22 protein-coding genes are annotated in these 22,562 nt (G+C 65.8%); 15 read left to right on the top strand and 7 right to left on the bottom strand.

What is annotated here, in order from left to right; genetic code table 11:
- Position 1 precedes the first annotated feature (1 nt).
- From murJ to NFE57_RS03090, 3 genes are all read left to right on the top strand, one after another.
- Entirely contained in the window at positions 2–1,573 is a 1,572-nt protein-coding gene (murJ, locus tag NFE57_RS03100; protein WP_252134101.1) for a murein biosynthesis integral membrane protein MurJ, read from the top strand.
- Positions 1,574–1,592: 19 nt separating this feature from the next.
- The gene (trpS, locus tag NFE57_RS03095; protein WP_252134100.1) at positions 1,593–2,600 is read left to right on the top strand and encodes a tryptophan--tRNA ligase; all 1,008 of its coding nucleotides are present in this window, start codon (positions 1,593–1,595) and stop codon (positions 2,598–2,600) included.
- 125 nt (positions 2,601–2,725) lie between these two features.
- Positions 2,726–3,337 (top strand): DUF4136 domain-containing protein, encoded by a 612-nt coding sequence (locus NFE57_RS03090; RefSeq protein ID WP_252134099.1) that lies wholly within the window; start codon positions 2,726–2,728, stop codon positions 3,335–3,337.
- 90 nt (positions 3,338–3,427) lie between these two features.
- Here NFE57_RS03090 and dnaA read toward each other — a convergent pair whose 3' ends face one another.
- From dnaA to mutM, 3 genes are all read right to left on the bottom strand, one after another.
- A complete protein-coding gene (gene dnaA, locus NFE57_RS03085; protein ID WP_252134098.1) occupies positions 3,428–4,792 on the bottom strand; it encodes a chromosomal replication initiator protein DnaA in 1,365 nt (454 codons plus the stop codon).
- A gap of 422 nt (positions 4,793–5,214) precedes the next feature.
- Positions 5,215–5,478, bottom strand: a complete 264-nt coding sequence (gene rpsT, locus NFE57_RS03080) for a 30S ribosomal protein S20 (protein ID WP_252134097.1) — start codon at positions 5,476–5,478, stop codon at positions 5,215–5,217.
- 240 nt (positions 5,479–5,718) lie between these two features.
- Positions 5,719–6,531 carry a bifunctional DNA-formamidopyrimidine glycosylase/DNA-(apurinic or apyrimidinic site) lyase gene (gene mutM, locus NFE57_RS03075; RefSeq protein ID WP_252134096.1) on the bottom strand — a complete coding sequence of 271 codons (813 nt, stop codon included), beginning with the start codon at positions 6,529–6,531 and terminating at the stop codon, positions 5,719–5,721.
- Between the two features lie 164 nt (positions 6,532–6,695).
- Here mutM and NFE57_RS03070 point away from each other — a divergent pair, with 164 nt between their 5' ends.
- Genes NFE57_RS03070 through NFE57_RS03040 form a run of 7 tightly spaced genes read left to right on the top strand, consistent with a single transcriptional unit; the run spans position 6,696 to position 12,908 of the window.
- Entirely contained in the window at positions 6,696–7,427 is a 732-nt protein-coding gene (locus NFE57_RS03070; protein WP_252134095.1) for a class I SAM-dependent methyltransferase, read from the top strand.
- Between the two features lie 7 nt (positions 7,428–7,434).
- Positions 7,435–8,970: a 2-polyprenylphenol 6-hydroxylase gene (ubiB, locus tag NFE57_RS03065; protein ID WP_252134094.1), complete on the top strand. Its 1,536-nt coding sequence runs from the start codon at positions 7,435–7,437 to the stop codon at positions 8,968–8,970.
- Between the two features lie 3 nt (positions 8,971–8,973).
- The gene (locus NFE57_RS03060; protein WP_252134093.1) at positions 8,974–10,083 is read left to right on the top strand and encodes a hypothetical protein; all 1,110 of its coding nucleotides are present in this window, start codon (positions 8,974–8,976) and stop codon (positions 10,081–10,083) included.
- A complete protein-coding gene (gene coaBC, locus NFE57_RS03055; RefSeq protein ID WP_252134092.1) occupies positions 10,080–11,285 on the top strand; it encodes a bifunctional phosphopantothenoylcysteine decarboxylase/phosphopantothenate--cysteine ligase CoaBC in 1,206 nt (401 codons plus the stop codon). The genes NFE57_RS03060 and coaBC overlap by 4 nt, the downstream gene beginning before the upstream one ends.
- Positions 11,282–11,725: a dUTP diphosphatase gene (gene dut, locus NFE57_RS03050; protein ID WP_252134091.1), complete on the top strand. Its 444-nt coding sequence runs from the start codon at positions 11,282–11,284 to the stop codon at positions 11,723–11,725. Before coaBC ends, dut begins: the two co-directional genes overlap by 4 nt.
- The gene (locus NFE57_RS03045) at positions 11,722–12,156 is read left to right on the top strand and encodes a hypothetical protein (RefSeq protein ID WP_252134090.1); all 435 of its coding nucleotides are present in this window, start codon (positions 11,722–11,724) and stop codon (positions 12,154–12,156) included. The genes dut and NFE57_RS03045 overlap by 4 nt, the downstream gene beginning before the upstream one ends.
- Positions 12,153–12,908, top strand: a complete 756-nt coding sequence (locus NFE57_RS03040; protein WP_252134089.1) for a HesA/MoeB/ThiF family protein — start codon at positions 12,153–12,155, stop codon at positions 12,906–12,908. The genes NFE57_RS03045 and NFE57_RS03040 overlap by 4 nt, the downstream gene beginning before the upstream one ends.
- A gap of 17 nt (positions 12,909–12,925) precedes the next feature.
- Here the strand turns inward: NFE57_RS03040 and NFE57_RS03035 are convergent, their stop codons facing one another.
- Complete coding sequence (locus NFE57_RS03035) at positions 12,926–13,915, bottom strand: GDSL-type esterase/lipase family protein (protein ID WP_252134088.1); 990 nt, start codon at positions 13,913–13,915, stop codon at positions 12,926–12,928.
- Positions 13,804–14,679, bottom strand: coding sequence for a UTP--glucose-1-phosphate uridylyltransferase GalU (gene galU, locus NFE57_RS03030; RefSeq protein ID WP_252134087.1), 876 nt, complete (start codon positions 14,677–14,679; stop codon positions 13,804–13,806). The genes NFE57_RS03035 and galU overlap by 112 nt, the downstream gene beginning before the upstream one ends.
- Before the next feature lie 176 nt (positions 14,680–14,855).
- On the opposite strand from galU, the gene wecB reads away from it, so the two are divergent.
- The 4 genes from wecB (at position 14,856) to NFE57_RS03010 (ending at position 19,554) form a co-directional block, all read left to right on the top strand.
- Positions 14,856–15,995: a non-hydrolyzing UDP-N-acetylglucosamine 2-epimerase gene (wecB, locus tag NFE57_RS03025; protein ID WP_252134086.1), complete on the top strand. Its 1,140-nt coding sequence runs from the start codon at positions 14,856–14,858 to the stop codon at positions 15,993–15,995.
- A complete protein-coding gene (wecC, locus tag NFE57_RS03020; RefSeq protein WP_252134085.1) occupies positions 15,979–17,277 on the top strand; it encodes a UDP-N-acetyl-D-mannosamine dehydrogenase in 1,299 nt (432 codons plus the stop codon). The genes wecB and wecC overlap by 17 nt, the downstream gene beginning before the upstream one ends.
- Before the next feature lie 73 nt (positions 17,278–17,350).
- The gene (locus tag NFE57_RS03015) at positions 17,351–18,124 is read left to right on the top strand and encodes a metallophosphoesterase family protein (RefSeq protein ID WP_252134084.1); all 774 of its coding nucleotides are present in this window, start codon (positions 17,351–17,353) and stop codon (positions 18,122–18,124) included.
- A gap of 431 nt (positions 18,125–18,555) precedes the next feature.
- Complete coding sequence (locus NFE57_RS03010) at positions 18,556–19,554, top strand: NAD-dependent epimerase/dehydratase family protein (RefSeq protein ID WP_252134083.1); 999 nt, start codon at positions 18,556–18,558, stop codon at positions 19,552–19,554.
- Between the two features lie 122 nt (positions 19,555–19,676).
- Here the strand turns inward: NFE57_RS03010 and rfbB are convergent, their stop codons facing one another.
- Together rfbB and rfbA are read right to left on the bottom strand one after the other, a co-directional pair.
- The gene (rfbB, locus tag NFE57_RS03005; RefSeq protein WP_252134082.1) at positions 19,677–20,744 is read right to left on the bottom strand and encodes a dTDP-glucose 4,6-dehydratase; all 1,068 of its coding nucleotides are present in this window, start codon (positions 20,742–20,744) and stop codon (positions 19,677–19,679) included.
- Complete coding sequence (gene rfbA, locus NFE57_RS03000) at positions 20,744–21,619, bottom strand: glucose-1-phosphate thymidylyltransferase RfbA (protein ID WP_252134081.1); 876 nt, start codon at positions 21,617–21,619, stop codon at positions 20,744–20,746. The genes rfbB and rfbA overlap by 1 nt, the downstream gene beginning before the upstream one ends.
- Before the next feature lie 73 nt (positions 21,620–21,692).
- Between rfbA and NFE57_RS02995 the strand changes: the two genes are divergently transcribed.
- Positions 21,693–22,457, top strand: a complete 765-nt coding sequence (locus NFE57_RS02995) for a metallophosphoesterase family protein (protein ID WP_252134080.1) — start codon at positions 21,693–21,695, stop codon at positions 22,455–22,457.
- Positions 22,458–22,562 lie beyond the last annotated feature (105 nt).

The raw sequence follows: 22,562 nt of genomic DNA, 5'->3' as shown, positions 1-22,562 counted from the left end.
GATGAGCCTCCTGCGATCGCTGGGATCGGTCGGCGGGCTTACGCTCGTCAGCCGTGTCCTGGCGCTCGGCCGCGACACGCTCCAGGCCGCGTATGTCGGCGCGGGGTTCGCCTCGGACGCGTTCTTCGTCGCCTTCCGCCTGCCCAACATGTTCCGCGCGCTGTTCGCCGAGGGCGCGTTCGCGGCCGCCTTCATCCCGATGTTCAACCGCAAGGTGGGCGAGGAAGGCGATATCGCTGCGGGGCTGCGCTTCGCCGAACAGGCGCTGGCGGTGCTGTTCCCGCTGCTCGTCATCTTCACGCTGGTGATGCTCGCCGCCGCCTGGCCGGTCACCGCGGCGCTATCGGGCGGGTTCGCCGAACAGCAACCGAGCCACGCGCAATTCGCCTTCGCGGTCACGCTGTCGCGCTTCACCATCCCCTATCTGATGCTGATCAGCCTTGCCTCGCTGCTGGGCGGAATCCTCAATTCGATCGACAAATTCTGGGCCAATGCCGCCGCGCCGATCCTGCTCAACATCGCGATGATCGTCGCCTTGCTCTTTTTTCACGGCGACAATCCATACCAGACCGCGCTCGCCCAGGCGGTGTCGGTCTCGGTCGGCGGGGTGTTCCAGCTCGGCTGGCTGATGCTGGTCTGCCGCGCTGCGGGGGTAAGCCTCAAGCTGCGACGGCCCCGGCTGACACCCGAAATCAGGCAGTTGATGACGCTGATCATCCCCGCCGCTGCGGGCGCAGGCGCGGCACAGATCAACCTCGCGGTCTCGACCGCGCTGGCGGGCGGCCTGCTCGACGAAGGCGCGATCTCGGCGCTTTATTACGCTGATCGGCTCAACCAGCTTCCGCTCGGGCTGATCGGGATCGGGCTTGGCACGATCCTGTTGCCCACCGTCTCGCGCCTGCTCGGCAGTGGCCGCGAGAGTGAGGCGATGGTGACACAGAATCGCGGCATCGAACTGGCGCTTTTCCTCACGCTGCCCGCCACCGCCGCCTTCATCGCCGCGTCGGGCCCGATCGTGAGCGGGCTGTTCGAGCGCGGCCATTTCGACGCCGCCGATACCGTGGTGACAAGCTGGGCGCTTGCCGCTTTCTCGATCGGCCTGCCCTCTTACGTCCTCATCAAGGTGCTGACGCCCGGCTTCTATGCGCGCGCCGACACTCGCACCCCGGTGCGCTACGCGATCATCTCGATCGGGGTGAACATCGTCGCCAATTTGATCCTGATCCCCACGATCGGCACCGTCGGCCCGCCCCTCGCCACCGCGCTGGCATCGACGATCAATGTCTACATGCTGTACCGCACGCTCGGCAGCCGCGGGCATTTCATCGCCGACCCGCAACTCCGGCGACGGCTGCCCCGGCTTGTGCTGGCCGCGGCGTTGATGGGGATCGCGCTCTATTTCGGGCAGGCGCTGGTCGAGCCGTTCGCGCATGGCAGCCTGCTCAAAACATTGCCCGCGCTCGGCGTTTTCGTTCTCGCCGGTATTGCGATCTACGCCCTCGCGTGCTTCGTGACCGGCGCCTTCCGGCCGGCCGATCTCAAGGCTGTCCTCCGCCGCCGCCCGGCGGCGTAACACCTGTCAGGGAAACATCATGCGCGTCGTCTCGGGCATCCAGCCCACCGGAAACCTTCACCTCGGCAATTATCTCGGTGCGATCAAGCAATGGGTCGCGATGCAGGACGATGTCGCGAAGGCCGGCGGTGACTGTCTGTTCTTCCTCGCCGATCTCCACGCGCTGACGGTGGCGATCGATCCGAAGGATCTCGCCGCCAACACGATCGAGATGGCCGCCGCGCTGCTCGCGGCCGGGATCGATCCCGGCAAGGCGATCCTGTTCAACCAGGCGCGCGTCGCCGCACATGCCGAATTGTGCTGGATTCTTCAGGGAACGGCGCGGATGGGCTGGCTCAACCGGATGACGCAGTGGAAGGACAAGGCCGGCAAGAATCGCGACGGCCAGAGCGTCGGGCTGTTCACCTATCCGGTGCTGATGGCCGCCGACGTGCTGGTCTACAAGACCACGCACGTGCCGGTGGGTGAGGACCAGAAGCAGCATCTCGAACTCGCGCGCGATGTCGCGACCAAGTTCAACACCGATTTCGGGGTCGATCTGTTTCCGCTGCCCGAACCGTTGGTGTCGACCGCCGCACCGCGCATCATGAGCTTGCGCGACGGCAGCGCGAAAATGTCCAAATCCGATCCGTCCGAGGCGTCGCGCATCCATTTGACCGACAGCGACGATGCGATCGCGCAGAAATTCCGCAAGGCGCGCACCGATGCCGAGCCGTTGCCCGATACCTTCGCCGGCCTCGCCGAGCGCCCCGAGGCGAAGAACCTCGTCACGATCTACGCCGCGCTTTCGGGCAAGACCCCCGATGCGGTGGTCGCCGAATTCGCGGGGCAGGGTTTCGGCAGTTTCAAGCCGGCGCTCGCCGATCTCGCGATCGCGGCGCTGGGGCCGATCCGTGACCGGATGACGCAGTTACTCGACGATCGCGGCGAGGTCGGGCGCATCCTGATGGCCGGCGCAGAGCGCGCCGCGGCGATCGCCGCGCCGACGCTTGCCGAGGCGCAGGCGGCGGTGGGGCTTCAGATCTGAGCACCATTGCGCCGCCCCCGCGCCGATGAAGCGTGCCATTGACGCGTTCAACCGCTATTCATAGCGTATCGACCAATGTGGTGCCCGAAAGACGGACACACGATGCCCGCCGGAAGGTTTTGTAGATGATGAAAAAATCGCTGTTTTTCGCCGCCGGCGCCGCACTTCTCGCTCTTTCGGCCTGCGCCACGCCGTTCAACGCGCGCGTCTCGCGCTTCTCGCAGATGGAGGCCCCCGCGGGGCAGACCTTCGTCGTCCAGTCGCGCGATCCGCGGCTTCAGGGCGGGCTGGAGTTCAACCATTATGCGGGCTTCGTCGCCGCCAACATGGTCCGCGAAGGCTATCGCCCCGCGACCAGTGCGGCGACCGCCGACCTGATCGTCAACATGGCCTATAATGTCGATACCGGCCGTGAGAAGGTCGTCAGCGATCCCTTCCGCGGGGGCTACGGCTACGGTTTCGGCTCGCCCTGGCAGCGGCGCAGCTATTTCTACGGCTTCCACGATCCGTTCTTCGACAATAATGTGTCGAGCTACACGCTCTACACCAGCGAACTCGATCTCGATATCGAACGCAGGCTGACGGGCGAGCGCCTGTTCGAAGGCACCGCGCGCGCGCAATCGCGTACCGACCGGCTCCAGCAGATCGTGCCCAATCTGGTCGAAGCGATGTTCACCGGCTTCCCCGGCAATTCGGGCGAAACGATCAAGATCACGATTGCCCCCGAGCCGCGCTGACACCGCACCGCCGCACGACAAGAAAAGGGCCGGACGCTAACGCGGACGGCCCTTTTCTTTTGCGTTGCCTGGAACGACTGTCGCTCGCCGTCAGCCTTCGAGTTGGTGCATCAAATGGCGCACCGCGCCGTCGACGTCACGATCGGTATCGCGCAATTCCTCGATCCGGCGGACCGCATGGATCACCGTCGAATGGTCGCGCCCGCCGAATTTGCGGCCGATCTCGGGCAGCGAGCGCGTCGTCAGCCGCTTGGCAAGGTACATCGCGATCTGGCGCGGCCGCGCCACCACGCGCGCGCGCCGGGCCGAAATCAGCTCGAGCGGCTTCAATTCGAAATGCGTCGATACCGCGCGCTGGATCTCGTCGATCGTGATCCGGCGCTGGCTGCCGCGCAGCACATCGCCAAGCGTCGCCACCGCGAAATCGACATCGATCGTATCGCCGGTCAATTGCGCATAAGCGGCCACGCGGTTGAGCGCACCTTCGAGTTCGCGAATATTGGCGGTGATCCGCGTTGCGAGCAGCGCCCGTACCTCTTCGGGCACCAAGAGATCGGCGAGTTCCCCGCAGCGCCGATCGAGAATCGCGCGCCGGAGCGCCGGTTCGGGCGTCTTGATGTCGGCAACCAGCCCGCCCGCGAGCCGCGACAGGATGCGCGGCTCCACCCCGTCGAGCGCCTGCGGGCACCGATCGGCGGTGATGACGATGCGTTTGCCCGCTGCCATGATCTCGTTGATCGTGTGGAAAAACTCTTCCTGCGTCGAATCCTTGCCGGCGATGAACTGGAGATCGTCGATCAACAGCAGATCGGCGGCACGCAGCCGCGCCTTGAAGCTGAACGTGTCGCGCGCGCGCAATGCCTGTACGAACTCGAACATGAAGCGCTCGGCCGACATGCAGATCACCACCGCCTCGGGCACCGCCGCGAGATAGGCGTGACCGATCGCGTGCATCAGGTGGGTCTTGCCCTGCCCGGTGCCGCTATGCAGGAACAGCGGGCTGAAACGCGGTGCTCCCGGTTCGGCCAGCGCCTTGGCGGCGTTGAAGGCGACGCGATTCGACGTGTCGACGACGAATCGATCGAAAGTCAGCCGCGGATCGAGCAGCGGCGTCGGCGCGGTGCGAACCGCTACGGGAGCAGGCGCAACCGGCGCGGCAAGCACGGCGGGCTCGGCCACCGCGCGCGCGGTCTCGATCGAGACCTGGCGCACACCGGGCACCTGCGCACGGAATTCCTGGAACAGACGCTCGGCGTAATGACTGCGCACCCAATTGGTCATGAACGGCGAGGGCAGCCCCAACCGGACGATATCGGGTTCCGTCGACTCGATCAGCGTCATCGGCTTGAGCCACTGGTCGAACAACCGGGCACCCGCCGATTCGCGGAGGTGATTGCGGACGGTCTGCCATGCCCTGACAATCTCGTCGCGCCTTTCCCCCGCTTGCTGAATCACGTTCCACCCTTCTCGCTGTTGCGCGCGCTACGCCCCCACGGCGCTGGAAATTCAGGCACAACCCGCCCGCAGCCAGAATCACCCTCCGGCTGTATCGCGACGCTGTCCCTTAACCCGCGGCAATGACCATCGCCGCGGACGACTGGTGTAGGGACAGCCGCATGAGTCGATCAAGGCCTGGAACCGTCTCGGAACTGAAATAATCCGATTGACTCGCCCCTAGCCTCGGAAACGCGTCAAAAATATACTCAACGCCTTGAATTTAGTCAGTTATCCCATGAATCGCACCAGGCCATCGGGCGCGAATCGTGGTCTATCCTCGGTTTGCTGCCCGGGGGGCGGCGCGCGCTTCTGAAAACACGAAAAAGGCCCGCCGGTGCGGGCGCACCAACGGGCCTGTTATCGCCGAATCGGAGGGCGCGTCAGGCGAGCGCGGACAAGCGCTTGGTCAGACGCGAGAACTTGCGCGACGCGGTGTTCTTGTGGAGCACGCCCTTGGCGACGCCACGCTGCAACTCAGGCTGCGCCTGCGCAAGCGCGGCGGTCGCCGCATCCTTGTCGCCTGCTGCCAGCGCCGCTTCGACCTTCTTGACGAAGGTACGGATACGACCGACGCGGTTGGTATTGATCTCCGCGCGACGGTTGTTCCGCCGGATGCGCTTCTTCGCCTGTGGCGTGTTCGCCATGCCTGTCCTCGAATATGCTCAATGAAAAAGGGCGCTAGGAACCGGTCCCGCCGCCCTCGGAAGGACTGGCCCCTTACCGATTTGGGTACAGTCGGTCAACCTGAAACCGGGATTCCGCCATGCTGAATCCGTTTGCGGCACCGGCCCGCGCCCCCACCCCACCTCCCATTCAGTATACTGCCGTTGGGAGGTGGGGTGGGGGCGCGGGCCGGTGCCGCATCCACCTTAGTGGATCAAACTCTAACGCTGGCAGACCGGGCACCAGAAGGTCGATCGACCACCCTCGGTCCGGCGGTGTACCGGCGCCCCGCACGCACAAGGCTCTCCCTCACGGCCATAGACGCGCCATTGCTTGGAAAAATAGCCGAGTTCGCCATCGGGGCGGACATAATCGCGCAGGCTCGATCCGCCCGCCTCGATTGCGGCCGCCAACACCGCGCGAATCGCCTCGACCAGCACCGTCAGGCGCGCCCTCGAAACGCGTCCGGCGGCGCGCGACGGCGCGATCCCCGCCATGTGCAGCGCCTCGCAGACGTAGATATTGCCCAGCCCCGCGACGATCCGCTGATCGAGCAGCATCGCCTTGATCGACGCACGCCGCCCGGCAAGCGCCGCGTGCAGCCCGGCGGCGGTGAAATCGGGCCCGAGCGGCTCGGGGCCCATCACCGCGAACGGCGGGTACGAATCGAGCGCGTCGCTGGCCACCAAATCGAGCGAGCCGAACCGACGCGGGTCGTTGAGCGCGAGGCGGTGCCCGGCGGCGGTGTCGATCAGCACATGATCGTGCGCCAGCAGCTCGGCCGGGTCGACCCGCCAGCGCCCCGACATGCCGAGATGGAAGATCAGCGTATCGCCACGATCGGTATCGATCAGCCCGTATTTGGCGCGCCGCCCGAGTCGCGTCACGACGGCACCCGTCAGCCGCTGCCCAAGATCGACCGGGATCGCGTGCCGCAGATCAGCCCGCCGCGCCTGGACGCGGGCGATCCGCTGCCCATCGAGCACGGGCCGCAAGCCGCAGACGGTGGTTTCAACTTCGGGAAGTTCGGGCATTGATAATCCGTCAGGTGCCGCACCGGCCCGCTCCCCCACCCGGCCTCCCACGTGCAGCATACCGAATGGGAGGCGGGGTGGAGGAGCGGGCCGGTGCCGCGATCGATGAATAATCCAGCTAGGATGCGTTTGCCCCGCCCACAAGGCTTGGCTACACGCCGCACATGACCGATACCGTGTCCTTCGGCTACGAACAGGTAGCCCCCGAGGAGAAGACCGCCCGCGTCGGCGGCGTCTTCACCAGCGTCGCCCGCAGCTATGATCTGATGAACGACGCCATGTCGGGGGGGATGCACCGGCTGTGGAAGGACCGCTTCGTCCGCCGCGTGAAGCCGCGCGCCGGTGAGCAGATTCTCGATATGGCGGGCGGGACCGGCGACATCGCCTTCCGGCTCGCCAAATCGGGCGCCGCCATCACCGTCGCGGACATCAATCCCGCAATGCTCGAGGTCGGCATCGATCGCGCGCAGCACCGCGGGATCGACGGGCTGGTGTGGACCGAAGCCAATGCCGAGACGCTCCAGTTTCCCGATCGCTTCTTCGACGCCTATACGATCGCCTTCGGGATCAGGAACGTCACCGACATCCCCAAAGCGCTGGGCGAAGCGCACCGCGTGCTCAAGCGCGGCGGGCGCTTTTTCTGCCTCGAATTCTCGACCACCTTGTGGCCGGGGTTCGCGCAGATTTACGACGTCTATTCGCACAAGATCGTGCCCAAGGTCGGCAAATTGCTCGCGCATGACGAGGACAGCTATCGCTATCTGATCGAATCGATCCGCCGCTTCCCCGACATGCCGACCTTTGAGCGCATGATTGCCGATGCGGGGTTCGTGAACACCAAGGTCGAGCCGATGCTCGGCGGGCTCGTCGCGATCCATTCGGGCTGGCGGATCTGACGCGCTCGTGACCGCCCCGATCATCCATCTCTGGCGCCTCCTCAAATGGGGCCGCACCCTCGCGCGGCATGGCGCGCTCACCGGAATCGAGCGCGATCCCAACACGCCTGCGCCGGTGCGGCGGCTGGCGCGGATCGCACGGTTCGGTGCGCGCGTGCCCCGGGTGCCGCGCTATGCCGATGCGTTTCAGGCGATCGGCCCGGCCGCGATCAAGCTCGGCCAGACGCTCGCGACGCGCCCTGATCTGGTCGGTGAAGCCGCCGCGGCCGATCTGTTGCGGCTTCAGGATGCGCTGCCCCCTGTCCCCTTCGAGACGATCCGCGAGGCGATGGCGGCCAGCTTCGGCAAGCCGCTCGACATGCTGTTCGCCGAGATCGATCCGGTGCCGATCGGTGCTGCCTCGATCGCGCAGGTCCACCGCGCGACGACCACCGATGGCCGGCTGGTCGCGATCAAGGTGCTGCGGCCGGGGATCGAAAAGGAATTCGCACGCGATATCGAAACCTACGAATGGGCCGCCGCGCAACTCGAAGCGCAGGGCCGCGAACCCGCGCGGCTCCGCCCCCGGCTGGTGATCGAAACCTTCAAACGCTGGACGGCGCGCGAACTCGATCTGCGCCGCGAGGCCGCCTCGGCCTCCGAACTCGCGCAGATGATGGAGGCCGAGCCCGATTATCACGTGCCGGCGATCGACTGGCAGCGCACCTCGGGGCGCGTGCTGACGCTCGAATGGATCGACGGGATCAAGCTTTCCAACCGCGACGCGCTGATCGTGGCAGGCTACGATCCATCGGCACTCGCGGCCACGCTGATCCACGCATTCCTGCGGCAGGCGATCTCGGAAGGCTTCTTCCACGCCGACATGCATCAGGGGAATCTGTTCGCGCTCCCCGGCAACCGCATCGGCGCGATCGATTTCGGGATCATGGGCCGGATCGACCGGCGCGCGCGTGTCTGGCTCGCCGAAATTCTCTACGGGCTCATCACCGGCAATTACAAGCGCGTCGCCGAAATCCATTTCGAGGCGGGCTACGTCCCCTCGCACCACAATGTCGCCGAATTCGCGACGGCGCTGCGTGCGGTGGGTGAGCCGATGCGCGGACTCCCGGTCAAGGATATGTCGATCGGGATGATGCTCGACGGGCTGTTCAACATCACCCGCGATTTCGACATGCAGACCCAGCCGCACCTGCTCTTGCTGCAAAAGACGATGGTGATGGTCGAAGGCGTCGCCACCGCGCTCGATCCCGACATCAACCTGTGGGACACCGCCGCCCCGTTCGTGCGCGAATGGATCAGGACCGAACTGGGGCCCGAGGCGGCGATCGCCGATCGAATCGTCACCGATCTGCGCACGATCGCGCGACTTCCCGATCTCATCCGCTCGATCGAGGCACGTTACCCGCCCCCCGGCGGCGCGCCCCCTGCCCCGCCGCTACGCGAGATAGAGATCGTGCGAATCGGCGGTGGCTGGCGCTATGTTGCGGTCGCGCTGGTGACGGCGGCAATGAGCGTTGCGGCGACCTGGCTGCTGGTCCACTGATCGATGGCGCGCGCGCGGCCTCCGCTGTTTAGCGCGCGTCCGAGCCGCTTCGCCGGGCTCGACCGCCACAGCGCGCGGCTGTTGCTCGCGATCGCCGCCATCGTCGCCGCGATCGCCCTCGCGCTCTCGACCAGTTCGTCGCTGCCCGCGCCCAAACATATCGATTCTGGCCACCGCCAGACCGACGCCGCGCTCTATCGCGCGATCGTCGAGGGGGTACGCAACGGCGGCAATTATTATGACGTCGCCGCCGAAGCGCTGCGTGCAGGCAATTACCCGCTGCGCCCGTTCGTCGCCTTCCGGCTGCCGACGCTTGCGGTGGTCGAAGCCGCCTTGCCGCGCTTCGGCGATCTGTTGCTGTTGTTCGTGCTTGCGGCGATCACCGCCGCGGCCTGGCTGGCGCGGCTCCGCATCGCGCTGCCGCGCCCCGGCCCGCTCGCCGCGGCGATGATATTGATCGCCGGCGGGCTGATCGCCTTCGTCCAGCCCCCGCTCGTCGTCTTTCATGAAATCTGGGCCGGGTTGCTGATCGCCCTGGCGCTCGGGCTGCGGCGGCCAGGGCGCTGGCTCGACGCGGTCGCATTCGGGCTGATCGCCATGCTGGTGCGCGAAACCGCGTTGTTATTCGTGTTGGTGATGGGGGCCATGGCCTTGATCGAAGGCCGGATACGCGAGGCGTTTGGCTGGGCCGCGACGGTGATCGTGTTCGCCGTCGTCGTCGCCGTCCATATCCATGCGGTGGGGCTGGTGGTCCATCCGGGTGACCTCACCTCGCCGGGCTGGCAGGGGATGATGGGATTGGGCTTCGTGCTCGAATCGATCTCGGTATCGACCGCGCTGGCGGTGCTGCCGATCTGGCTGTCGGGCGCGCTGCTGCTCGTCGCGCTGATCGGCTGGGCGGGATGGGACGATCCGCTCGCGACCCGAACGCTGGCGACGCTGCTCGTCTATGCGCTGCTGATCGGGCTGTTCGCGCGGGCCGACAATTTCTACTGGGGGCTGATGATCGCGCCGACGGCGCTGATCGGCCTCGCCTTCGCGCCGGACGCCATCCGTGACATTATCGTGGCGGCGCGCGACACCCGGCGCATTACCGTAACGAGGATTCGATGAAGCGCATCCTGTTGATCGTCGGTGGCGGCATCGCCGCTTACAAGGCGTGTGAACTGATCCGTCTCGCGCGCAAGGCAGGTATTGCGGTCCGCTGCGTCCTCACTGACAGCGGCGCGCACTTCGTGACACCGATGACGCTCGCCGCACTCTCGGAAAATCAGGTTTTCACCAGCCTGTGGGATCTGAAGGACGAGGCCGAGATGGGGCATATCCAACTCAGCCGCGAGGCCGATCTGGTGGTGATCGCCCCTGCCACCGCCGATCTGATGGCGAAGATGGCCGCCGGCATCGCCGACGATCTCGCGACGACGCTGCTGCTCGCCACCGACACGCCGGTGCTCGCGGCGCCCGCGATGAACGTGCGGATGTGGCAGCACGCCGCAACCCGGCGCAACGTCGCGCAATTGCGGGCCGATGGCGTGACCGTGCTCGATCCCGATGAAGGGCCGATGGCGTGCGGCGAATACGGCCCCGGCCGCCTGCCCGAGCCCGCTACCATCTTCGCGGCGATCCAGCGTCAACTTGCCAGTGCGCCGCAGAAAGCTCGCGGTGCACGGCGTCTCACAGGCCGCCATATCCTCGTCACCGCGGGGCCGACGCACGAGCCGATCGATCCGGTGCGCTACATCGCCAATCGCTCGTCGGGGCGGCAGGGCTTCGCGATCGCCGGGGCGCTGGCCGCCGAAGGCGCGACGGTGACGCTGGTCGCGGGCCCGGTGGCGCTTGCCACCCCTGCGGGCGTCGATCGCGTCGATGTCGAAACCGCGCAGGAGATGGCGAACGCGGTGGCCAAGGCACTGCCCGCCGATGCCGCAGTGCTCGTCGCCGCGGTCGCCGACTGGCGCACCGATTCCGCCGCATCGCAAAAGATCAAGAAGGCGGGCGCCGCGCCGACGCTCCAGCTTACCGAGAACCCCGACATCCTGATGATGCTCGCCGCCAGCCCGCACCGCCCGCGGCTGCTGATCGGCTTTGCCGCCGAGACCGAGCGCGTCATCGAACACGCCACCGCCAAGCGCGCGCGCAAGGGCGCGGACTGGATCGTCGCCAACGACGTGTCGGGCGACGTAATGGGCGGCGAGGCCAACACGGTCCACATCATCCGCGCACAAGGCGTTGAAAGCTGGGAAAAACTCCCCAAATCCCACGTCGCGACCCGGCTCGCGACCCGTATCGCCGATACGCTTCAGGAGACTGCATGACCCCGATCCGTATCGCTATCCGGCGCCTGCCCCATGGCGTCGGCCTGCCGCCCCCGGCTTATGCCACTGACGGCGCGGCGGGGATGGATGTCGTCGCCGCCGAGGAGTTGGTGCTCGCCCCCGGCGCGCGCCACGCGGTCGCGACCGGGTTCGCGATGGCGATTCCCGTGGGCTATGAGGTGCAGGTGCGACCGCGCTCGGGGCTGGCACTCAAGCACGGGATCACCTGCCTCAACACCCCCGGCACGATCGACAGCGATTATCGCGGCGAGGTGAAAATCATCCTCGCCAATCTGGGCGACGCGCCCTTCCCGATCCGGCGCGGCGATCGCGTCGCGCAGTTGGTCCCTGCCCCCGTCCAGCGCGCGACGCTCGACGAGGTCGACACGCTCGACGATACCGCACGCGGCACCGGCGGATTCGGATCGACCGGGCGGTGATTCCGCTGCTCCTCCTCGCGCTTCCGGCAATGCTCGCTCCGCTCGATGGCGGCGGCGCTGCGCCTTTACAGGCGGCGCATACCGAGACGCGCCCGATCACGATCGATTGGGATTTGCTGCCGCCGCTCGCCTATCGCAATCTTCCTACGCTGACGCCCGCGATCCGTCGCTTCGTCGACGGCGAAGTGGCGGCGGGCCATTGCGTCCCGCCGCGCGATACTGCGGGCCGCTACACGATCACGCTCGACGTCGCGGTGCTTGTCGATGGTCGGGGACGGATTTTGCGGACCCTGCCGCGCGCGATCGATTGCCCGACGGTCGAGCAGTTCGGCGCCGGGCTCGCGCTCAGCTTCGCGCGTGAGAATTTGCTGCCGCGCACGCACGACGATGCGCGCTGGTTCCGCGCCACCTTCGTCTTTCCGCAACCATGACGCTCCGCGACGATCAACTCGCGCGCTACGCCCGTCACATCATTCTCAAGGAAATCGGCGGCGCGGGCCAGATGCGGCTGCACGCGGCGAGCGTCGCGTTGATCGGTGCGGGCGGAATTGGCAGCCCCGCGATCCAGTATCTCGCCGGTGCAGGCGTCGGCACACTGATCGTGATCGACGACGATGTGGTCGATCTGTCCAACCTCCAGCGTCAGACGCTCTACGCGACCGCCGATCAGGGTATAGCCAAGGCCACCGCCGCCGCCGCCGCGGTCGCCCGGCTCAATCCCGATGTGACGGTGATCGAGCGCCGCATACGGCTCGATTCCTCCAACGTCGCCGATCTGATCGCGGGCGCCGATGTCGTCATCGACGGCTCGGACAATTTCGCGACCCGCCTTGCCGTCGCCGACGCCGCTCTGGCGGCGCGTATCCCGCTCGTATCGGCGGCGATCGGCCAGTTCGAGGGCCAACTCGCCGTGTTTCGAGGCTGGGAGGCCGGCAAGCCCTGCTATCGCTGCCTCGTCGGCGACGATCCCGACCGCGCGGAGGCAAGCTGCGCCGAGCAGGGCGTGATGGGCGCGATGACCGGCATGATGGGCAGCCTCGCCGCGCTCGAGGCGCTCCGCGCGATCGTGCCCTTCGGCACCGACCCGGCAGGGATGCTGCTGATCGCCGACACGCTCGATTTTCGCTTCAGGACACTGCGGTTGCCGAAGGATCCGGGGTGCGCGGCCTGCGGACAGACCTGATCCGGCGTACCGACGCGTCAACGCCCCACTGATACGGACGAACGCACCGTCCGGCTTTTCAAGGCCCGATCGATGGCGGCCCGTGCCAGCGGCGTCATTATCTCAAAGCCCGAGCGATTGGGATGAAGGCCGTCGTTGGACAAGCCGTCCTTTATCCCCAATTGCCCGTCCTCAAGCGCATGATGGTAATCGACGAAGATCAGATCGTTGTTTTCCGCATAATCGCGCAGCCAGCGGTTGAGCCAGACGATATGCGGGCCAGGCGCCATATCCGGCGCGCCCTGAAAAAACGATGAGGGCGTCACCGAGCCCAGGATTACCGTAATCCCCCGCGCCCGCGCCAATTCGACCATCGATTCGATATTCGATCGGGTCAGCGTGGTCCCCGTCGAACGGGCGATATCGTTGATGCCGCCCATGATGTGGACAACGGCGGGGTCGAGATCGATCACATCGGCGCGGAAGCGCGCCAGCATCTGCGTGGTCGTTTGCCCCGAAACGCCGCGATCGAGCACGTCGCCGGTGAAAAGCGAGGGGATCGACGGTTGCCACGATTCGGTGATCGAATCGCCGATAAATATGACGCGATGGTCCGTGGCAGCCGCCAGCAAGCGATTCTCCCCGCGGTAACGGCATACGCCTTCGGGATCGACCTTCGACCAATGCATGTAACTGGCGCGGTCGCTTTCACTCGCGGGAGGAGTCTCCGCAATATGCGGCTTGGGCTCGACAATCAGCGCCATGCGCGCCGGACTGACTACGGGCATCGGCGGACATGGCATATCCTCCAGCGTCCAAGGCTGCGTTTTCGGCGCATTGTCCCGAGCATCGACCGTCGACGCCGCCATCGTTGCGAGCAGCGCTACCGATACGAACGTTGCGATGGCGATCTCGATCACCCCTTCGCGAACAATTTCTCGCCGAACGCCCGCACCTTGTCGCCGATCTCGGGATGCGCCAGCGCGAGTTCGAGATTGGCCTGGATATAGCCTGCCTTGTCGCCGCAATCGTAGCGTTTACCCGCGAAGGTGAAGGCGTGGAACGGCTGGGTGCCAATCATCTGCGCCATCGCGTCGGTAAGCTGGATCTCGCCGCCCGCACCCTTTTCCTGCGTCTCGAGAATGCGCATCACCTCGGGCTGGAGGATGTAGCGGCCGGGGATCATGATATTGGAAGGTGCGGTGCCCGCTTTGGGCTTCTCGACCAGCCCCTTCACCTCGACCAGCGCACCGTTGCGCGCACCCGGATCGATAATCCCGTATTTGTCGGTTTCGTCGTCGGGCACTTCGAGCCCGCACACGACATTGCCGCCAACCCGATTATACGCCTCGACCATCGCCTTCATGCAGCCGGGCTCGCCGATCATCAGTTCGTCGGCAAGGAAGATCGCGAACGGCTCGTCGCCAACGATGTCGCGCGCGCACCACACCGCATGGCCCAGCCCAAGCGGCTCCTGCTGGCGTACATAAGCGCACGCACCGGGGCTGAGCCGCGTCTGGCGCAGCATTTCGAGCGACTTGCCGCGCTCGGCCATCGTCGTCTCAAGCTCGAACGCGATGTCGAAATGATCTTCGATCGCGGTCTTGTTGCGGCCGGTGACAAAGATGAGTTGCTCGATCCCCGCCTCGATCGCCTCGTCGACCGCATATTGGATCAGCGGCCGATCGACCACGGGCAGCATTTCCTTGGGCGTCGCCTTGGTGGCGGGCAGGAAGCGCGTGCCCAGTCCCGCAACGGGAAACACGGCCTTGCGCAGCGGCTTGATCGGCATGGACAGACGCTCCTCGTTCGATGACGGCGCCGTAGCAGGCTATCGCGCGCCTCTCTACTCTCGCGTTGCGGTTAGAATCGGTTCCGAAAAACCCCGAAAGCCGATTGGATCATCCCCGCCATGCTTTCCCGGCCGTCTCTTAGCCCCCGATTAAGCAACGCCCGATAGGAGGAGGCATGGCACTCACATCTTCCCGCAAGGTCATGGTCGTGTTCGGGACGCGGCCCGAGGCAATCAAGCTGTTTCCGGTGGTCCGCGCGCTGGCGGCGACCCCCGGCATCACCGTGCGTACCTGCGTTACCGCGCAGCATCGCGGGTTGCTCGATCAGGTGCTCGACATCGCCGGGCTCACCCCTGACGTGGATCTCGACCTGATGGAGCCGGGTCAGTCGCTCGACCGGCTGACCGCACGGCTCCTGACCGGAATCGGCGACGTGCTCGACGCCGAAAAACCCGATCGCGTCATCGTTCAGGGCGATACCGCCACCGTCATGGCGGCCGCGCTCGCCGCTTATTACCGCCGCATCCCGGTCGGCCATGTCGAGGCGGGACTGCGTTCGGGCGACATCTACGCGCCCTGGCCCGAGGAAGTGAACCGCCGCATCGTCGCCCCGATCGCCGATCTCCATTTCGCCCCGACCGACACCGCAGCCGAGGCGCTGAAGCGCGAGAATATCGATCCGGGCATGATCCACGTCACCGGCAACACCGTGATCGACGCGCTCCACACCACCACCGCGCGGATCGCCGCCGATCCCACGCTTGCCGCCGCGCTCGATCCCATCGCGACGCGGTTCGCCGGCAAGCAACTGATCCTCGTCACCACCCACCGGCGCGAGAATTTCGGCGACGGGATGGAAGCGATCGCCCGCGCGATCGCCCGTATCGCCGAGCGGCCCGATGTCGCGATCCTGTTTCCGATGCACCCCAACCCCAATGTCGTGTCGGTGATGGACGGAATCCTGGGACAGCGAACCAATGTGGCTCGTATCGATCCGATCGATTATCCAAACTTCATCCGCGCGCTCGGTCTGGCGCATATCGTGCTCACCGATTCGGGCGGCGTGCAGGAAGAAGCGCCCGCGCTGGGCAAGCCCGTGCTGGTGATGCGCGACACCACCGAGCGCCCCGAAGGGGTCGCCGCGGGCACCGCCAGGCTGATCGGCTCGAACGAAGACCGCATCGTTTCCGAAATCTTCACCCTCCTCGACGACAACCATGCCTGGTCCGCCATGGCCCGCGCCCACAATCCGTTCGGCGACGGCCATGCGGCCGAACGAATTGCAAGGATCGTCGCGCATGATTTCGGAAACTAAGCTCAAGGTCGTCGTCCTCGGCCTTGGTTATATCGGCCTGCCCACTGCCGCGGTGATCGCGCGTACTGGCGCCAGCGTGCTGGGGATCGATGTTTCCGAGCACGTCGTCGAGACGGTCAATTCGGGCAAGGTGCATATCGAGGAGGTCGATCTCGACGGCCTCGTCTCGGGCGTGGTGACGCGCGGGCATTTGCGCGCCGCGACGCAGATCGAGCCCGCCGATGTGTTCGTGATCGCCGTCCCCACCCCGTTCGTCGACAATCACGCGCCCGATATCGGCTACGTCCTTCAGGCCGCGACCGCCATCGCCACGGTGCTCGCGCCCGGCAATGCGGTGATCCTCGAATCGACCTCGCCCGTCGGCACCACCGAGAAAGTCCGCGACCTGCTCGCCGAGCTTCGTCCCGATCTGAAGATTCCCGGCCGCACGAGCGACACCGCCGATGTCGCGATCGCTTATTGCCCCGAACGCGTGCTGCCCGGCCGCATCCTTGTCGAACTGATCGACAATGATCGCGTCATCGGCGGCATCACCCCGCGGTGCGCGCGCAAGGCGCTGGCTTTCTACCGTCGCTTCGTGCGCGGGGCGTGCATCACCACCTCGGCTCGCGCAGCCGAGATGACCAAGCTCACCGAAAACGCATTTCGCGACGTCAACATCGCGTTTGCCAACGAACTCAGCCTCGTCGCCGATCAGATGGGGGTCGATGTGTGGGAGGTAATCCGCCTCGCCAACCGCCACCCGCGCGTCAACATCCTGTCGCCCGGCCCCGGCGTGGGCGGGCATTGCATCGCGGTCGATCCGTGGTTCCTCGTCAGCGCTGCGCCCGAGCAAACCCCGCTGATCCGCACCGCGCGCGAGGTCAACGACGGCAAGGTCGCGCACGTCATCGATCGCGCCGCCGCGCTGATCGAGGCGCATCCGAGGCAGCCGGTCGCGTGCCTCGGGCTGGCCTTCAAGGCCAATATCGACGATTTCCGGGAAAGCCCCGCGGTCAAGGTCGCCGCAACGCTGGCGCGACGCTTCGGCGATCGTGTGCGTATCGTCGAACCCTATGCCTCGGGCCTGCCCGCCGCCTTTGCCGGCACGGCGGCGCGGCTGATCGATCTCGACGATGCGATCGAACACTGCCCGCTGATGATCGTGCTGGTCGATCATGAACTGTTCAAATCGGTGCCGCTCGACGAACGCGCCGACAAGCAGGTCTACGACACACGCGGCATCTGGCCCGACCAACCCCCGGCAACGGTCATTCATCAGGACATCCGGCTCGCGAGTTGAACCCGAAGCGCCGTTATGGCATGGGCTCGGCGCGTTCCAGCCCATTGGCGTGTAAGGCGTTTCCACCTTTCCGATGCTCAATCTGTTCAGAAAGCGTGCTGCTCCGGCGCCGCCCCCGCCCCACGCAATTCCCACCGGTCGCCGTGTCTATGCGGTGGGCGACATCCACGGCCGCCGCGACCTGCTCGACGATCTGATTGCCCGGATCGAGGCCGATGACGCGGAGCGCCGTACCGCGCGGACCGATTGGGTGTTCCTTGGCGACCTGGTGGATCGCGGCCCTGATTCGGCAGGCGTGATCGAACGCGTCATCCGTTTGTCGAACGAGCACCCGCACGTCCGCATGCTGCTCGGCAACCACGAAGAAGTGTTGCTCAAGGTGCTCGACGGCGATCGCGAGGCATTGCGCCTGTTCACCCGCATCGGCGGGCGCGAGACGATCCTGAGCTACGGCATCAGCGAACACGATTTCGATCATCTCGATTCGCCGGCACTGCTGGCGCGTATCCGCGATGCCGTGCCCGAACACCATGTCGCCTTCCTGCGCCAGGCCGAGGACGTGATCGAGATCGGCGATTATGCCTTCGTCCATGCCGGCGTCCGCCCTGGGATCGATCTCGCCGACCAGCGCCCTGCCGATCTGCGCTGGATCCGCAGCAGCTTCCTTCGGCACGAAGGCGATTTCGGCAAGCTGATCGTCCACGGCCATACCATCACCGAGGCACCCGAACACCTGCCCAACCGGATCGGCATCGATACCGGCGCCTTTTCGAGTGGGTGCCTTACGGCGCTGGGGCTTGAAGGTGAGGCGCGCTGGTTTCTCGCCACGCTACCGGCGGCGGCATAGCGATCGATTCAGCGTTGATCGTGCGGCCCGGACTTCGGGGGTGAGTCGCCATCCGACAGATGCCAACCGTCGAATTCGCGATACATCGGCAGCTTGCAGCCGACGCAGGTCGACCGCCAGACATTGCCGTCAAACCACGCAGCCCGACGATCGCGCCGATGCTTGCCAAAGCTGCACCGAACCATTTGCAATACGTTGGCCATCTACAATACCCTCGGCAGGCCAATCAGGACGCCGTGCATAGCGGAAATGGCATAAAATAACCACGCGCGAGTGTCAGCCGGGCGTACTTCCGGCTCGCTCTATCCGGCATAAGTCGACGCGATGTGGCACCGCCTTTCCCTTAGGGCACCTCCGAAAGTCGCAATCATACTGGAGGACGGGGCGGCTTGCCCGTAAGGCGAGCGGACGCGCGATGGAGGGATACAATAATGACGGTGCTGGTAACGGGCGTGGCGGGTTTCATCGGCGCAGCGGTGGCGGAGCGGCTGCTCGCGCGCGGCGACGCGGTGATCGGCATCGACGATTTCAACGATTATTACGATCCTGCGCTGAAGCGCGCGCGGATCGCGCGTGTCGCCGCACAGCGAGGCGACTTCACGCTACTCGAACAGGATTTCGCCGATTGGGAACAGCTTGAGGTGGCGCTGACCGGGCGCCCGATCGACCGCATCGTCCATTTGGGCGCGCAGGCAGGCGTGCGCTATTCGCTCGTCAATCCGCACGCTTATGCCCGCACCAACCTCACCGGCCACCTCAACCTGCTCGAAATCGCGCGCGCGCGCAACGTCGCCCATATGGTCTATGCTTCCTCGTCATCGGTTTATGGCGGCAATGAGGATTTCCCCTTCCGCATCGAGGATCGCGTCGACCACCCCGTCTCGCTTTATGCCGCGACCAAGAAAGCCGATGAACTGATGAGCGAGAGCTATGCGCATCTCTATCGCATCCCGCTCACCGGCTTGCGCTTCTTCACCGTTTATGGCCCGTGGGGCCGCCCCGATATGGCGGCATGGATCTTCACCTCGAAGATCCTGCGCGGCGAGCCGATCCCGGTGTTCAACAACGGCGCGATGCGGCGCGATTTTACCTATATCGACGATATCGTGGCGGGGGTGCTCGCGGCGCTCGACCGGCCGCCAGTGGATGACGGCGCGGTCAAGCCCGGCGGCAGCGTCAAGCCGCATGCGGTCTACAATATCGGCAACAACCAGCCCGAGGAACTCGGCCGCTTCATCGACGTGATCGAGCAGGCGTGCGGCCGTGCCGCGGTGCGCGACTATCAGCCGATGCAGGCGGGCGACGTGACCGCGACCGGCGCTGACATCACCGCGACGACGCGCGATTTCGGCTTCCTGCCGACGATCGGCATCGAACAGGGCATCCCGCGCTTCGTCGACTGGTACCGGCACTATACCGGGCAACGATAAGCCCCTCCCGACCCGTCACCCCGGACTTGTTCCGCGGTCCAACGTGCCTCGACCGTCGACTCTGGTGGAGAGTTGGATGCCGGAACGAGCCCGGCATGACGATGAGGGAGGACGCTGCGCCCCTACCCCGCCGCCGCAATTCCCAGCCGACCACCGGCATAATGGCCGTTGCGGATCGGCTCCCACCACCAGGGGTTGGCGAGATACCAGTCGACCGTTGCAGCGAGACCGCTCGCGAAGCTTTCGCGGGGGCGCCAGCCAAGGTCCCGCTCGATCTTCGTGGCGTCGATCGCATAGCGCCGATCATGCCCCGGCCGATCGGCAACGAAGCGAATCAGGTCACGCCGCGAGGCACCACCCGCCAATGGCACACGATCATCGAGCAGGTCGCAGATCGCCTCGACCACCGCGAGGTTGGTGCGTTCCTCATTCCCGCCGATATTGTAGCTCTCGCCGACCACGCCTGCGCGCATCACCAGATCCAGTGCGCGCGCATGATCCTCGACATGAAGCCAGTCGCGCACATTGGCGCCGGCGCCGTAGACCGGCAGTTCCTTGCCCTCGAGTGCGTTCAGGATGACGAGCGGGATCAGTTTTTCGGGGAAATGGTACGGCCCGTAATTGTTTGAACAGTTCGAGAGCACCACCGGCAACCCATAGGTCGCGTACCAGGCGCGGACGAAATGATCCGACGCGGCCTTCGATGCCGAATAAGGCGAGGACGGTGCATAAGGCGTATCCTCGGTGAACAGCCCGCCATCGAACGGCAGGTCGCCGAATACCTCGTCGGTCGAGACGTGGTGAAACCGGAAGGCGGCCTTGCGCTTTGCGTCCAGCGTGCGCCAATAATCGAGCGCCGCCGACAGCAGCCGGACGGTGCCGACGACATTGGTCTCGACGAACGCCGCGGGGCCGTCGATCGAGCGATCGACATGGCTTTCGGCGGCAAGATGCATGATCGCGTGCGGGTGCATCGCGCGCAGCAGATCGGCCACCAGCGTCGCATTGCCGATATCGCCCTCGACGAAATGATAAAGCGGCGAGCCCGCGATCGCGGTCAGCGACGCCGGATTGCCCGCATAGGTCAGCTTGTCGAGGTTGATGACGCGTGTATCACCGCGCCCGATCAAATGCCGGCACACCGCCGAGCCGATGAAGCCCGCGCCTCCGGTAACAAGCACCGTCCGCATCAGCGTGCTCCCTCGACACAGCGGCGCAAATAGGCCGCGTAATCGGTCTTTCCCATCATCGCGGCACGCGCGAGCAGATGGTCGGCATCGACATAGCCATTGTCGAACGCGATCTCCTCGGGGCACGCGATCTTGAAGCCCTGGCGCTGTTCGATCGTGCGCACGAACGAGCCCGCATCGTGCAGGCTGGTATGGGTACCGGTATCGAGCCACGCATAGCCGCGCCCCAACCGGCTGACGCTCAGATCGCCGCGGGCGAGATACGCATTGACGACATCGGTAATCTCCAGTTCGCCGCGCGCCGACGGCTTCACCCCGCGTGCAATCTCCGTCACGTCGGCGTCGAAGAAATAGAGCCCGGTGATTGCCCAGTCCGATTTGGGGGCCGCCGGCTTTTCCTCGACGCTGGTGACGCGCATCGTCTCGGGCTCGAACGCAACCACGCCGTAGCGCTCGGGATCGTCGACCCGATAGGCGAAGATCGTGGCACCGGCGGTTTGTGCCGCGGCCTCGCGCGCCTTGGTCGACAGGCCATCGCCGTAAAAGATATTGTCGCCGAGGATCAACGCGGCGGGGCCTCCATCAAGGAAATCGGCCCCGATCAGAAACGCCTCGGCAAGGCCGTTGGGCGCCGTCTGCTCGGCATAGGAAATATCGAGCCCGAACGCCGATCCATCGCCCAGCAGCGCCTCGAACATCGGCAGATCGCGCGGGGTGGAAATGATCAGCACCTCGCGGATGCCGCCCAGCATCAGCGTCGATAGCGGGTAATAGATCATCGGCTTGTCGAACACCGGCAGCAACTGCTTCGAGATCGACAAGGTCGCCGGATAGAGCCGTGTCCCGCTCCCTCCCGCGAGAATGATACCCTTCATATGCTCCCCTTTCGGTGCCGCTCTATCGCCAGACCTTGACCAACGAGTTAACCGCACCGCATTGATCGCGGTGATGCTGTTCGGAAGATTTGCCCGCGGCGCACCCGCAACCTTCGCGCTGCCGCCCGGCGAGCGCGCCTATGCGATCGGCGACGTCCATGGGCGGCTCGATCTGCTCGAGGATTTGCTTGGCAAGATCGACGCCGATGATGCGGCGCGCGGGCCAGCCAAGACGCACCTGATCCTGCTCGGCGACCTCGTCGATCGCGGCCCCGATGCAGCCGGGGTCATCCGCCTCGTCATGCGGCTCGCAGCAGCGAGCGACCGCGTACGCGTCATCAAGGGCAATCATGAGGAAGTGCTCGTCAAGGCCGCGCAGGGCAACGCACGCGCGGCGCGCGGGCTGCTCGAAATGGGCGGCTACGAAACGCTCGCGAGCTTCGGCATCGACGCCGAGACCGCCGATCACGGCACGCTCGACGATCTGACGGCATTGATCGCGGCGCGCATTCCCGCCGAGGTGATCGATTTTCTCGATCGTGCCGAAAACCTGGTGTTGATCGGCGATTATCTGTTCGTCCATGCCGGCATCCGCCCCGGCAAGCCGCTCGATCAGCAGCTCGGGGCCGATCTGCGCTGGATTCGCGAACCCTTCCTGTCGGCACGGCGCCGCGATCCGTGGATGGTCATTCACGGCCACACGCCCAGCGAGCGCGTCGACCACGGGCCCCAGCGCATCGGCATCGATACCGGCGCCTTCGCCTCCGGCGTGCTGACCGCGATCGGGATCGAAGGCAGCGAGCAGTGGTTCCTTCAGACCGGCACCCCCGACGCCTGACCGGGCGGCGGCGTACCGGCCGGAGACTGGCGACGCGATTGTGCCGCCGCCGCATTGCGCGCTGCGGCGCCTTCCGATATAGCCCCGCGCATCCCGCCCCGGCGC

Source organism: Hephaestia sp. MAHUQ-44 (assembly GCF_023806085.1).
In the GTDB taxonomy this organism is placed as follows: Bacteria; Pseudomonadota; Alphaproteobacteria; order Sphingomonadales; family Sphingomonadaceae; genus Sphingomonas.
The sequence above is the reverse complement of the archived record's forward strand: the minus strand, read 5'-3'. Positions and strand labels throughout refer to the sequence as shown.

Bases quoted from the DNA above. Each gene is read 5' to 3' on its own strand.
- NFE57_RS03070 (WP_252134095.1), top strand. From the start codon at position 6,696: ATGACCGATACCGTGTCCTTCGGCTACGAACAGGTAGCCCCCGAGGAG.
- mutM (WP_252134096.1), bottom strand. From the start codon at position 6,531: ATGCCCGAACTTCCCGAAGTTGAAACCACCGTCTGCGGCTTGCGGCCC.
- murJ (WP_252134101.1), top strand. From the start codon at position 2: ATGAGCCTCCTGCGATCGCTGGGATCGGTCGGCGGGCTTACGCTCGTC.
- rpsT (WP_252134097.1), bottom strand. From the start codon at position 5,478: ATGGCGAACACGCCACAGGCGAAGAAGCGCATCCGGCGGAACAACCGT.
- galU (WP_252134087.1), bottom strand. From the start codon at position 14,679: ATGCCGATCAAGCCGCTGCGCAAGGCCGTGTTTCCCGTTGCGGGACTG.
- NFE57_RS03010 (WP_252134083.1), top strand. From the start codon at position 18,556: ATGACGGTGCTGGTAACGGGCGTGGCGGGTTTCATCGGCGCAGCGGTG.
- NFE57_RS03060 (WP_252134093.1), top strand. From the start codon at position 8,974: ATGGCGCGCGCGCGGCCTCCGCTGTTTAGCGCGCGTCCGAGCCGCTTC.
- rfbA (WP_252134081.1), bottom strand. From the start codon at position 21,619: ATGAAGGGTATCATTCTCGCGGGAGGGAGCGGGACACGGCTCTATCCG.
- dut (WP_252134091.1), top strand. From the start codon at position 11,282: ATGACCCCGATCCGTATCGCTATCCGGCGCCTGCCCCATGGCGTCGGC.
- rfbB (WP_252134082.1), bottom strand. From the start codon at position 20,744: ATGCGGACGGTGCTTGTTACCGGAGGCGCGGGCTTCATCGGCTCGGCG.
- NFE57_RS03040 (WP_252134089.1), top strand. From the start codon at position 12,153: ATGACGCTCCGCGACGATCAACTCGCGCGCTACGCCCGTCACATCATT.
- NFE57_RS03090 (WP_252134099.1), top strand. From the start codon at position 2,726: ATGATGAAAAAATCGCTGTTTTTCGCCGCCGGCGCCGCACTTCTCGCT.
- coaBC (WP_252134092.1), top strand. From the start codon at position 10,080: ATGAAGCGCATCCTGTTGATCGTCGGTGGCGGCATCGCCGCTTACAAG.
- wecB (WP_252134086.1), top strand. From the start codon at position 14,856: ATGGCACTCACATCTTCCCGCAAGGTCATGGTCGTGTTCGGGACGCGG.
- wecC (WP_252134085.1), top strand. From the start codon at position 15,979: ATGATTTCGGAAACTAAGCTCAAGGTCGTCGTCCTCGGCCTTGGTTAT.
- NFE57_RS03015 (WP_252134084.1), top strand. From the start codon at position 17,351: ATGCTCAATCTGTTCAGAAAGCGTGCTGCTCCGGCGCCGCCCCCGCCC.
- NFE57_RS02995 (WP_252134080.1), top strand. From the start codon at position 21,693: ATGCTGTTCGGAAGATTTGCCCGCGGCGCACCCGCAACCTTCGCGCTG.
- trpS (WP_252134100.1), top strand. From the start codon at position 1,593: ATGCGCGTCGTCTCGGGCATCCAGCCCACCGGAAACCTTCACCTCGGC.